The sequence below is a fragment of the Anaerocolumna sp. AGMB13025 genome (genome assembly GCF_029689925.1).
In the GTDB taxonomy this organism is placed as follows: Bacteria; Bacillota; Clostridia; order Lachnospirales; family Lachnospiraceae; genus Anaerocolumna.
The window spans coordinates 426,437-439,771 of the sequence record NZ_CP121445.1; the positions used below are offsets into that span (position 1 = coordinate 426,437).

Consider the following 13,335-nt stretch of genomic DNA (forward strand, 5'->3'; position numbering starts at 1 on the left):
GTAAAATGTTTAGAAAATTGTTTGAAATTAATTAAATTGTTTTTTTACAAAATATAGGATTATATTTGAAAATAATACCCTTGACAAATTATAGGGTATACAAACTGCACAAAATGGTTATATGTGTTTATACACACAGGGGGAAGAGTTGAAACGCCTGTGCATTTATCCAAAAGTTATCCACATCCAGAAGACCTGATTTCATTCGAAAAAGAAGTTATGCACTGAGTTATCCACATTATCCACAGGTAAATGACACCACTGTGGAAAAAGGACAGGCTGTCAAGCGCGAATATTTGTTTTGTAAGTAATGATAAAAATGGAAATAGTTGTACCATCTGACAGATTGTCGCAATAAAACATTATTGTCAAATAAATAAGAAATATGTTGTACAATTAATGAAAGAGGACTGAAAAATTGAGATTTATATCATAATTGAAAAAAATAATAGGTGAATTCGTAAAAACAAGGATAAATATAAAAACGGATTATCTCATTCCTTTAAATAGCTTGTCACCTTTGGCAATTTGTGATATAATATTGATACAAAGTTATAAAAGAAAGTTAAAAGGAGTTGATTATTATGCGTTATATAATTAGCGGTAAAAATATTGAAGTGACAGAGGGTCTTAAGACTGCTGTTTATGAGAAAATCGGCAAACTAGAGAGATATTTTACTCCTGATACTGAAATCCATGTAACTATGAGTGTAGAAAAAGAAAGGCAGAAGATTGAAGTAACAATTCCTATGAAGGGAAGCATGGTACGTGCAGAACAAACCAGTAATGATATGTATGTTTCCATTGATTTGGTAGAAGAAATAATTGAACGCCAATTAAGAAAATATAAGAACAAAATAATAGAGAAAAAACAGGCAGCAGCTAATTTAAATCAGGCTTTTATGGATGATGATTTTGAAGAAGACGATTCCATTAAAATTATCAGGACTAAGAAATTTGCTATTAAGCCTATGGATCCAGAAGAAGCTTGCGTGCAGATGGAATTATTAGGACATAATTTCTTTGTATACCGTAATGCAGAGACAGATGAAGTGAATGTTGTGTATAAACGTAAAGGTAATACCTATGGTTTAATCGAACCGGAACATTAAACCGCTGGTAATGGTGTCATTAGTAAGACAATAAGAGATGTAATATTATCCTTGTTGTATTGGGGGCTGTCATAGCCCCCTTTTTTTAATAGAGCGTTATAGTGCAGCCTTTTTTCATAAAAAACTACAAAGGCTGTATAGAAGGAACCAAGGGTATTTGGCATTGAGTAACCGCGTGCCAGCTTAGCTGTAAAATTATGAAAACAGCGAAGGTCTGACTGAGGCAGGGTTATTAATTAAATAGTGGTAATTTTCTTAAATTCCTATAAAAAGGAAATAATTCCTCGCCAAACGGATATACTTTACGAAAAGTGTTGAATAGTAGCGGTGTAAATGATACAATATAGGTTGAACTGTTAAAACATAACTTAAAGTGGGAAGTTATTATCATTTACTGAATGAATAGAATAAACAGGAGTGAAACGAATATGAGCTTTATAACTAAGATATTTGGTACACACAGTGAAAGAGAATTAAAGCTGGTTATACCTATAGTGGATCAAATCGAAGCACTTGAACCGACCATGGTCAATCTTTCCGATGCTGAATTAAGAAATAAAACAATTGAATTTAAGAATAGACTTAAAAATGGTGAAACCTTGGATGACCTTTTGGTGGAAGCCTATGCAGTTGTAAGGGAAGCAGCTAAAAGGGTATTGGGAATCAGACATTTCCGTGTTCAGTTAATGGGTGGTATTATCCTCCATCAGGGCCGAATCGCAGAAATGAAAACCGGTGAAGGTAAGACTTTGGTTTCTACCCTTCCGGCTTACTTAAACGCTTTGGAAGGCAAAGGAGTACACATTGTAACTGTTAATGATTACCTGGCAAAACGTGACTCCGAATGGATGGGTCAGATACATGAATTTTTAGGACTTAAAGTTGGTGTTATTTTAAACAGTCTTGATAATGACCAGAGAAGAGAAGCTTATGCCTGTGATATAACCTATGCTACCAATAATGAATTGGGCTTTGATTATTTAAGGGACAACATGGTTATTTATAAAGAACAGCTGGTACAACGGGGACTTCATTATGCTGTTATCGATGAAGTTGACTCTGTATTAATCGATGAAGCCAGGACACCACTTATTATCTCCGGACAAAGCGGTAAATCCACCAGACTTTATGAAGCCTGCGATATTTTGGCAAGACAGATGGTCCGTGGTAAGGAAAGTGCGGAATTAACCAAAATGGCTGCCATTATGAAGGAAGAAATCGAAGAAGAAGGCGATTTTGTGGTTAATGAGAAAGATAAGAATGTTAACTTGACCGCTGATGGTGTGGCTAAAGTTGAAAGTTTCTTTAAACTCGAAAACCTTGCAGATCCCGAAAACTTAGAAATCCAGCACAATATTATCTTAGCACTGCGTGCCCATAATTTAATGCACCGTGATAAGGATTATGTAGTTAAAGATGATGAAGTATTAATCGTTGATGAATTTACCGGACGTATTATGCCTGGAAGACGTTATTCCGATGGTCTCCATCAAGCCATAGAAGCGAAGGAAAAAGTAAAAGTTAAGAGAGAAAGTAAAACCCTTGCGACCATTACTTTCCAGAACTTCTTTAATAAATATGCTAAGAAGAGCGGTATGACTGGTACAGCTTTAACAGAAGAAAAGGAATTTAGGGATATTTACGGAATGGATGTTATTGAAGTTCCTACCAATGTGCCGGTTGCCCGTGATGACAGACAGGATGCAGTTTATAAAACGAAACGCGAAAAGCTGAACGCGGTTATTAATGAAATTATGGAATCCCATAAAAAAGGTCAGCCCGTACTCGTTGGTACCATAACGATCGAAGCTTCGGAAGAAATCAGCGAACTTCTTAAAAAGAAGAATATTCCTCATAAAGTGCTCAATGCTAAGTTCCATGAACTGGAAGCTGAGATTATTGCAGATGCCGGACAGCCAGGGGTGGTTACCATTGCAACGAATATGGCTGGTCGTGGTACCGATATTAAATTAGGCGAAGGTGTGGTTGAAAGCGGCGGTCTTAAGATTATTGGTACGGAACGCCACGAATCAAGACGTATTGATAACCAGTTAAGAGGTCGTGCCGGACGTCAGGGTGACCCTGGTGAGTCACGTTTCTTCATTTCCCTGGAAGATGATTTAATGCGTTTGTTTGGTTCCGAACGTCTAATGGGTATGTTTAACTCCCTTGGTCTTCCGGATGGCGAACAGATTGAGCATAAGATGCTAAGCAGTGCCATCGAAAAAGCCCAGAAGAGAATTGAAAATAATAACTTTGGTATCAGAAAGAACCTCCTTGAATATGATCAGGTTAACAATGACCAGAGAGAAATCATATATGAAGAAAGAAGAAAAGTCCTTGACGGCGAAAGCATGAGGGATTCTATCTTCAAGATGATTACAGATACAATTGAAGATTGTGTCAATACCAGCATCAGCGATGACCAGCTGCCGGAAGATTGGGATTTAAATGAGCTTAACAACTTACTGATTCCGATCATACCGTTGGAGCCTATTACTCAGGATTCTACCGACTTAAAATATTCTAAGAAGAATGAACTGATCCAAAAGCTTAAAGAAGAAGCAATCAGTTTATATGAAGCGAAAGAAGCCGAATTCCCAGAGAAAGAACAGCTTAGGGAAATCGAGCGGGTTATCTTGTTAAAAGTAATCGATAGAAAGTGGATGGATCATATTGATGATATGGATCAGTTACGTCAGGGTATTGGTCTTCAGGCATATGGACAGAGAGATCCGTTAGTGGAATTTAAGTTCATGGGCTTTGAGATGTTCGATGAAATGACGAATGCCATCCGTGAAGATACGGTAAAAGCCTTAATGCATGTCCGTATTGAACAGAATGTGGAAAGAGAACAGGTTGCTAAAGAAACCGGCACCAATAAAGATGATTCCCTGCAGCAGGGACCCGTAAGACGTGTTGGTAAAAAAATTCAGCCCAATGATCCATGCCCATGCGGAAGCGGTAAGAAATATAAATATTGCTGTGGAAGAAGCTAAGGGACGTTTGCTTTTTTATCATCCGGAATATAAGATAAAATAAATAATAAGCGATACAATTAAAACAATTAATTTTATATTAGTTGTTTTAATTGTATGTTTAATAATTTATTATATAATTAGTAAATAAAGAGACAAAAAATAATGAATTTAATGAGAAGTAATAAGTAATAAAATCTATTAGGTTAAAGAAAAGGAAAAGTAAAATTTAATAGATTTAGTGATACAAAATTTAGCAGATTAAAGAGAAATACAATTTAAAACAAAAAGGAAGTAAATAATAGCAGTAAAAAAGAAAAGTTAAAGGTTTAATGCAATAAAAAAATAGTTTTATGAAAGAGGTGAAATTGTGGTTGAATTAGATCAGTTAAAATATACGCTTACTACCTACCAACAGCCATTAATCGAAGTGGGGGATTCACTTTGACCTGGGCAATAAATTAGAAAGAATTGACATGATAGAGCATATCATGGAAGAACCTAATTTCTGGGATACAGCAGAAAAATCCCAGGGCTATGTCAAAGAACTTAAGAACTTAAAAGATATTGTTGATGAATATAACTCCTTAAAACGGGAGTATGAAGACATTGAAACGTTGATTGAAATGGGATACGAAGAGAATGACTCATCTCTCATTTCTGAGATCCAAGAAGCCCTTGATAAGTTTACTCAGGATTTGGATGAACTGCGTCTAAATACCCTTTTATCTGAGGAATATGATAAGTATAATGCTATTTTGACTCTTCATGCCGGGGCAGGGGGTACGGAAAGCTGTGACTGGGCAAGTATGCTATTAAGGATGTATCAGAAGTGGGCGGATAAAAAAGGATATTCCACTGAAATACTCGACTTTTTAGATGGAGAGGAAGCTGGACTTAAATCAGTTACCATCCAGATTAACGGTCTGAATGCTTACGGTCACTTAAAATCGGAAAGAGGTGTACACCGTCTGGTTCGTATATCACCTTTTAATGCAGCCGGAAAAAGACAGACCTCTTTTGTATCCTGCGATGTCATGCCTGATATTGAGGAGGATACCGGTATTGAAATTGATGAGGGGGATTTAAGGATTGATACCTTCCGTTCTAGTGGTGCCGGCGGTCAGCATGTCAATAAGACCTCTTCTGCTATCCGTATCACTCATTTACCAACAGGTATCGTGGTACAGTGTCAGAATGAACGGTCCCAGTTTCAAAACAAAGATAAGGCAATGCAGATGTTAAAAGCAAAACTTTATCTGTTAAAGCAACAGGAAAATCAGGAAAAGGAATCCGGTATCCGGGGGGAAATGAAGGAAATCGGATGGGGAAGCCAGATCAGATCCTATGTTATGCAGCCCTATACCATGGTAAAAGATCATAGGACGAATGCAGAAATCGGGAATGCAGCCAGTGTGTTAGATGGTAATCTGGATCCCTTTATTAATGAATACTTAAAATGGTTAAGTATAAATAAAAAATAAGCTAATTTAGACAGCAGAGTGTAAGGATGTCATCACTTTGGCTGTATCACTGAAGGATGAAAGAAGGGGTACGAAAGATGGAGACTAAAATAAGCGTACAGACAACTCAAATGAAGCAGGTAATTTTTACTTTAGGTGAAGAAGAATTTGGATTGGATATTATGTTAGTAAATGCAATTGAAAAATATACCGATTTAATTCCAATTCCCAATGCACCATCCTATATCCGTGGAATTATTAATCTTAGAGGGGATGTTATCCCGGTATTTTCCTTGCGGAAGAAGTTTGGACTCGCCGATAAAGAAGCAGATGATAATACGAAATTAATCGTTACGAAATCAAACGGAATATTTCTGGCTTATGAAGTAGACGCGGTAAAAGAAATTTTGGAGATACCTGCTGAACATCTCAGTGAAACACCAGCCATTGTAAAGAGTATCCATACCTCCTATATTCAGTGTGTGGCAAATATAAACGGCAGAATGATACTTTTGTTGAATCACGATGGTATATTATCGGATAAAGAACAGGAAAATATTCAAAGTATCATGTCAAATCAATAAGTGAAGCTTATTAAAGTAGGTTGTTGCAATATAATAAATTACTGAACCTGGATCTGATAGATTGGTTTTTCTTCTGGAATTTTGTTCCAAGCTGTGCTTGTAAAGGCTGTATTTTATTCTTTTAGTCTTTCATACGTGCTTCCTACAAACTTACAGGAGTATTAACCGCAATTCCCGGGCAATAGGTATTTATAATTTGCAGCGGCCTATTTTTTATTTCATAGAAAATCCTCTTCACTTCCTGATAAATAAATAGTCTGCCAGGCAGGTGCATACTTCTTCGTAATAATTTTGTCAACTTGGCCGGTCATCTGCGGCGTGAGAAGGTGCCAAGGTACATTCCTATTTTTTTATCAATAAAGCTCCAGATATTGTTATAATATACTGTATAGAAATATACAAAAAAATGCATATTATGACGGCGGGTGACTGGAATTTCCATGGATTTTGTTGCTAAACTGAATAATATACGAAACTTTATTCAAAAAAATAGTTGCATTTTTAAGAAAAATATGATAAGATATCTTCCTGTGAAAGACATGTGTTTTTCCTGTACATACATATGAAAAACTAACAGTTTTTAGGAAGTTACTCCCTGCAAAAAGGGGTTTTAGTTAACCGAAAATAAGCGCATAGGAGAGCCGTTATGGATGAAAGCAAGTATTTCATAGTTAAAAAAAAGGCCGTTCCGGAAGTCCTTCTAAAAGTAGTTGAAGCAAAAAGGCTGCTGGACTCAGAAAAAGTTTTTACAGTACAGGACGCTGCTGATATCGTTGGAATCAGCAGAAGTTCTTTCTATAAATATAAAGATGATATTTTCCCTTTTCATGAAAATGCCCGAGGCAAAACTATAACATTTATGCTTCAGGTAGATGATAAACCAGGATTATTATCCTGCGTACTAAATTGTGTTGCCAAAAATGAAGCTAATATATTAACGATTCATCAAAGTATTCCGGTTAATGGTATCGCATCCTTAACCTTAAGTATTGAAATCCCGGGTCATATTGTTGACACCTCGGTAATATTTGATGACATAGAAGCTTTAGAGGGTATTCACTATTTAAAAATATTAGCCAGAGAATAAGTAATCCGGCATAAACCTTAAAAGCCGGCAACACTGTACTAGGGTAAATAAGGGCATTAGGACTACTCCGATTTAGGACTTTAAAGCACAAAGGTAAAAGATGCCCAGGTAGGAATGAATTGATAGATATGCAGAAAGGAGCTTTTATGGTTAATATAGCAGTATTAGGTTATGGCACAGTAGGATCAGGTGTTGTTGAAGTACTTAACGTAAATGGTGATAGTATCAGCAAGCGCTGCGGTCATGAAATTAACGTAAAATATGTTTTGGATTTAAGGGATTTCCCGGGGGATCCAATTCAGGATAAGATAGTCCACGATTATGCCACAATTATGAATGATCCGGATGTAAAAATTATCGTAGAAGTAATGGGAGGAGTCGAACCTGCTTATACCTTTGTCAAAGAGGCGATTACAAAAGGCAAAAGTGTATGCACCTCCAATAAAGAATTAGTGGCGAAACACGGAGCTGAGCTATTAGAGCTTTCCAAACAAAAACGCGTAAACTTCTTATTTGAGGCTAGTGTCGGCGGCGGTATTCCTATTATCAGACCATTAAATCAATCCTTAACTGCAGATGAAATAGAAGAAATAACAGGCATTTTAAATGGTACCACAAATTATATCCTGACCAAAATGTCCGGTGAAGGCTCTGATTTTGATACCGTATTAAAAGAAGCGCAGCAGATGGGATATGCAGAACGCAATCCGGCAGCAGATATTGAAGGTTTTGATGCCTGCAGAAAAATTGCAATTTTATCTTCTCTGGCTTTTGGTATGCAGGTGGATTTTGAAGATATTTATACGGAAGGCATAACTAAAATAACGGATATGGATATTAAATACGCCAAGGCCATGGGAGCCAGCATAAAACTCTTAGGCACCAGCAAAAAAGAGCAGGATCATGTATATGCCATGGTTGCTCCAATGCTAATAAAGCCGACTCATCCTTTATTTAGCGTGAATGATGTATTTAATGGCATATTTGTAAGGGGCAACGTTATAGGCGATGTTATGTTTTATGGCAGCGGAGCAGGTAAACTGCCTACAGCCAGTGCGGTTGTAGCAGATGTGGTAGATGCGGCTAAGCACATTGGCACCAATATTATGACTCTGTGGAGCAGCAAAAAATTAAAACTTTCCGATATGAAACATTCGAAACATAAATATTTTGTACGGTTAGCCGGTAATACAGATGAAATCAAAGAACAGGCAGCATTATTATTTGGTCAGGTAGAAGAAGTGAAAGTTTCTGATATCCCAGACGAATATGCCTTTATTACTCTGCTCATGAGTGAAGAAACTTATCAGGATAAGGCAGCTAAACTTGGTAACATCGTAAGTATGATCCGGGTAATGTTTTAATCATTCTACAGAGTTTGATGCACCTTTTATGGCTGTCTGGGCAGTTATGCCTCGAATAAGTGAAAAGGAAACTGCAGGGCAGTTTTCTTTATTAATATGATATTTTGCCTCTATGGTTTAATACTCATATTTCACTTGAACAGTTATTGCTATTTGTACAGTTGCAGAGAATGCAGATAGGAGCCAAAAATGAAATATATAATTATTCTGGGCGATGGTATGGCGGATGAACCAATTCAAGAACTAGGTGGAAAAACTCCTTTGGAATATGCTGTTACTCCGACTATGGATCTGCTGGCTAAAAAGTCGGAAATCGGACTTTGCAGCACCATACCGGAGGGAATGAAGCCTGGCAGTGATACCGCTAATTTGTCTGTGTTAGGCTACAATCCAAAACAATATTATACGGGACGATCCCCCTTGGAAGCATTAAGCATCGGGGTGGATATGAAACCTACGGACATTGCCCTTCGGTGCAATATTGTTACGGTGTCCGACGACGAACTTCCTTACGAGGAGAAAACCATAATCGACCACAGTTCCAGCGAAATTTCAACAGAGGATGCGGCAGTTTTACTGGAGGCTGTCAGAAAAGAACTGGAAACGGATACTTATAAATATTATGTAGGTACAAGCTACAGGCACCTTACCATATGGGATAAGGGTGAGGTTGTTGAGCTGACACCGCCACATGATATTTTAGGAAAAGTTATAGGCACATATTTACCGGAGGATGCATATCTGAAAGATATGATGAAAAAAAGCTACGATATATTAAATAACCATCCACTTAATATAGAAAGAGCGAAAAAAGGATTGAATAAAGCGAATTCCATCTGGTTCTGGGGAGCGGGGACAAGACCTGCTTTAACCTCCTTTGAAGAAAAGTTTCACAAAAAAGGTGCTATGGTTTCAGCAGTTGACTTATTAAAAGGCATTGCAGTGGGTGCTGGAATGAAAGTCGTGGAAGTGGAAGGGGCTGACGGAACCCTTCATACCAATTATGTCGGAAAAGCAATGGCCGGCGTAAAAGAATTACTTGAAAATTCTTATGATTTTGTATATATTCATATAGAAGCCCCTGATGAGATGGGTCATCAAGGGAGTATCCCGAATAAGATAAAAGCAGTAGAGTATTTAGATGAAAAAGTCATAAAAGTGGTAAAGGAACAGATGGATCTAAGCCAGGTTCCCTACCGGATGTTAATTATGCCGGATCATCCTACTCCGATTCATTGCCGTACTCATACAAGTGACCCGGTTCCATATATGCTCTATGACAGCATGCTCAATATGAGCACGCTCATATTGAGCAAGAAAGAACTGGATGTCTCCCGGAGTTACAATGAAGCTTTTGCAAAACAAAGCGGGAATATCGTAAATCATGGTTATGAAATAATTAATAAATTGTTTGAATATTGATTCATACAAAAGTTAATTTAACAATTATAGCAATTTCTGGTCTGTGGGTTGTTTGCACAGATGCAAGTAAATAAGGAAAATAGGAGGCAGCGTATGCTTATTGTTAAAAAGTTCGGTGGTACATCAGTAGCCGATAAGGAAAGAATTTTTAATGTTGCCAAAAGGATTATTGAGGATTATAAAAAAGGCAACGAGATTGTAGTAGTATTATCTGCTATGGGCAAACAGACCGACGTACTTTTAGCCCAGGCAAAAGAAATTAACCCTAGTGCATCAAAAAGGGAACTCGATATGTTACTAACAACCGGTGAACAGATTTCCGTAGCTTTAATGGCGATGGCGTTAGATTCTTTAGGAGTACCTGCCATATCTTTAAATGCATTCCAAGTGGCTATGCATACCACTTCTGTTTATGGTAATGCAAGGCTTAAGAGAATTGATTCCGAGAGAATCAGAAATGAACTTGCAGCGAAAAAGGTAGTCCTTATTACCGGGTTTCAGGGAATTAACAAATTTGATGATCTTACAACCCTTGGCCGCGGTGGTTCCGATACAACAGCAGTAGCTCTTGCAGCGGCTTTAAACGCAGATGCTTGTGAAATATATACCGATGTCGACGGTGTATTTACAGCCGACCCAAGACTTGTACCAAATGCTAAGAAGTTAGACGAAATAACGTACGATGAAATGTTAGAACTTGCTTCTTTAGGCGCAGGAGTGTTACACAACCGATCAGTTGAAATGGCTAAAAAATATGGAGTACAGTTAGTAGTGCGTTCTAGTTTAAATTTATCAGAAGGAACCGTAGTGAAGGAGGAAGTTAAAATGGAGAAAATGCTTATAAGCGGCGTTGCTGCCGATAAAAATACTGCCCGTATTGCAGTGATTGGATTAGAGGATCAACCTGGAGTAGCTTTCAAATTATTTAATCATCTGGCAAAATACAATATTAATGTAGATATCATTCTTCAATCTGTCGGACGTGACGGTACCAAAGATATCAGCTTTACGGTGTCCGAAGACAGCCTTGACGAAGCAGTGGAAATCTTAGAACGTCACAGATCCGGCAGCTTAAAATGTCAGAAGATTGATGTGGAGAAATCCGTTGCCAAAGTATCTATCGTCGGAGCCGGTATGATGTCCAATGCAGGAGTTGCAGCTAAGATGTTTGAAGCATTATATGACGTCGGTGTGAATATTAAGATGATTTCAACTTCCGAAATCAGGGTTACAGTTTTAATTGATGAGATTTATGTGGAAAAGGCTATGAAAGCAGTTCATGATAAATTCAGCCTGTCGTAATTTATGATCGGTATTTAGATGAAGGCAAATTATTAGAATGTTACATTTATGAATCGAAATCGATAGATTGACTTAAGAATGAAATTCATATAATTAACTAGAGAGTTGAAGCAAATAATTGACTAGAGTAATTAACTCGAATGATTGATTATATTATGTTTTCTGCCATTGTATGAAATATTGGAAGGGCAGTGAAAAGTAAGAAATCAAGCCGGTGACTTTGAATATAGGTGGATGCACTTATAAACAAAGAAAACCGGCTTGATTTATGCTGAGTGCTGATTATAGGCTTGATTCATGCTGATTGTAGATTGTGGGATTAATTTATGAGGATCGCTGATATAGAATTATTTTATCCTGATTACAGATTATAGAATGGAATATGGTATATAAGGCTTCGTTTCTGTAACTGAATTCATGCAGGATACTACTTTTATAGAGGAAGAACGTAAAAAAATAGGAAATAGAGGGTTTATGAATGAAAGTAAAAAAGATTAATAGCAGAAATATTATATTTACTTATCATATACCTGATGGATGGGATTTAAACCTCCATCTGATTATGGGGGACAAATATAATTATGTGATCGATACCGGTTTAGGATCATTAAGCATTGCACCAGTAATAGAGTATCTCAAGGACAGTGAGAAACCCTTTCTGGTAATTAATACCCATCATCATTGGGATCATATCTGGGGAAATCATATGTTCCCTGACAGCCTGATTCTTTCGCATACCTTATGCAGGGATAGGATAGAGGAAAAGTGGGAGGATATGCTGTTAAAAAGCAAATATCTGTTTGGAGAAACCAAAAAACAGCTACCCAATCTAACTTTTGATAATGAACTATATTTTGCTGAGGATAAGATTAGATTATTCTATACACCTGGACATACAAAGGATTCCATCAGCGTACTGGATGAAGCTGACAAGGTTTTAAACCTAGGAGATAATATTGGAGATTCTATGGAGGAGCTTATCCCAAGTATAGAATGTGAAAAAGAGGAATATATGCAGACCTTGGCAAACTATAAGAAGCTGGATTTTGATTATTGTATATCTGGCCATAATGTTGTTTTGGATAAAATGGTATTCGATCAGATTTTAAAGCTTCTTTGAAAGGTTTCAAACTAACCTGATAATTTCTATCATTTCTATTGTTTCTTGTAATTTACTATGTACTTTTAATTTTGTTGTGATATAATGTTTCGTGGTCTGACAAAGTAACCGGACAGATACAGGTAGAACAGGGGAAAGCTGCAATCATAAAAAAAGGGAAGGCAAGATAATTAAGATTTAATATACAAATAAGACGGATAATGTAAGACAAACAAGTCTAGAGACTAAAGAATGTGAAAGAAAGTAAAAGAGAGTAAAAGGATGAAAGAAGTTATGAAAACATTTATAAAAGCAATTATGGCGGGAATTGCCATAAGTATCGGAGGAACCATTTATTTAACCCTTGAAAACCATATAGCAGGAGCATTTTTATTTTCCATAGGGCTGTTTACTATATATACATTTGGTTTAAACCTGTATACAGGTAAGGTGTGTTACATACCCAATGAAAAACCAAGATTTTTATTAACGGTTTTGATCGTCATATTGGGCAATGCGGTTGGAACTGTGGGAACGGGATATTTATACCGGGGTACCAAACTGGTTAAACTGGTGGATCACACTTCGGAGCTGGTAAGTCTGAAGCTGTCAGATACTCTTTACAGCACGTTTATTATGGCTGTCTTCTGCGGTATTATGATGTGTATTGCAGTAATTGGCTTCCAGACTATAAAAGACAGCGTAGGCAAACATCTGGCTCTGATTCTTCCGATTATGGTGTTTATCCTGTCCGGTTTTGAACATAGTATTGCTGATATGTTTTATTTTTCCCTGGCAAATGCGTGGAATGGAAAAGCCTTCGTTTACATAATCGTAATTGCACTTGGTAATCTGGTAGGCGGGAGTTTACTGCCCCTTGCAATCCGGGTTCTTGATAATGAAAAATTAGGAAGTCATTAATAA

10 protein-coding genes are annotated in these 13,335 nt (G+C 37.1%); all 10 read left to right on the forward strand.

The window, feature by feature from the left end; translation table 11 throughout:
- Positions 1–584 precede the first annotated feature (584 nt).
- The 10 genes from hpf (at position 585) to QA584_RS01795 (ending at position 13,332) form a co-directional block, all read left to right on the forward strand.
- Positions 585–1,112: a ribosome hibernation-promoting factor, HPF/YfiA family gene (hpf, locus tag QA584_RS01750; RefSeq protein WP_278272801.1), complete on the forward strand. Its 528-nt coding sequence runs from the start codon at positions 585–587 to the stop codon at positions 1,110–1,112.
- Between the two features lie 428 nt (positions 1,113–1,540).
- Positions 1,541–4,111 carry a preprotein translocase subunit SecA gene (gene secA, locus QA584_RS01755; protein ID WP_278272802.1) on the forward strand — a complete coding sequence of 857 codons (2,571 nt, stop codon included), beginning with the start codon at positions 1,541–1,543 and terminating at the stop codon, positions 4,109–4,111.
- Positions 4,112–4,460: 349 nt separating this feature from the next.
- A protein-coding gene (gene prfB, locus QA584_RS01760) for a peptide chain release factor 2 (RefSeq protein WP_278272803.1) occupies positions 4,461–5,574 on the forward strand; the annotation gives its coding sequence in 2 pieces (ribosomal slippage) (positions 4,461–4,535 and positions 4,537–5,574; 1,113 coding nt in all).
- A 77-nt stretch (positions 5,575–5,651) separates the two neighbouring features.
- A complete protein-coding gene (locus QA584_RS01765) occupies positions 5,652–6,137 on the forward strand; it encodes a chemotaxis protein CheW (RefSeq protein WP_278272804.1) in 486 nt (161 codons plus the stop codon).
- Positions 6,138–6,783: 646 nt separating this feature from the next.
- A complete protein-coding gene (locus tag QA584_RS01770; RefSeq protein WP_278272805.1) occupies positions 6,784–7,224 on the forward strand; it encodes an ACT domain-containing protein in 441 nt (146 codons plus the stop codon).
- Between the two features lie 146 nt (positions 7,225–7,370).
- Positions 7,371–8,588, forward strand: coding sequence for a homoserine dehydrogenase (locus QA584_RS01775; protein WP_278272806.1), 1,218 nt, complete (start codon positions 7,371–7,373; stop codon positions 8,586–8,588).
- Between the two features lie 189 nt (positions 8,589–8,777).
- Positions 8,778–10,010 (forward strand): cofactor-independent phosphoglycerate mutase, encoded by a 1,233-nt coding sequence (locus tag QA584_RS01780; protein ID WP_278272807.1) that lies wholly within the window; start codon positions 8,778–8,780, stop codon positions 10,008–10,010.
- Between the two features lie 93 nt (positions 10,011–10,103).
- Entirely contained in the window at positions 10,104–11,312 is a 1,209-nt protein-coding gene (locus QA584_RS01785; protein ID WP_278272808.1) for an aspartate kinase, read from the forward strand.
- A gap of 478 nt (positions 11,313–11,790) precedes the next feature.
- Positions 11,791–12,432 (forward strand): MBL fold metallo-hydrolase, encoded by a 642-nt coding sequence (locus tag QA584_RS01790; protein WP_278272809.1) that lies wholly within the window; start codon positions 11,791–11,793, stop codon positions 12,430–12,432.
- A gap of 273 nt (positions 12,433–12,705) precedes the next feature.
- Complete coding sequence (locus QA584_RS01795; RefSeq protein ID WP_278272810.1) at positions 12,706–13,332, forward strand: formate/nitrite transporter family protein; 627 nt, start codon at positions 12,706–12,708, stop codon at positions 13,330–13,332.
- Positions 13,333–13,335 lie beyond the last annotated feature (3 nt).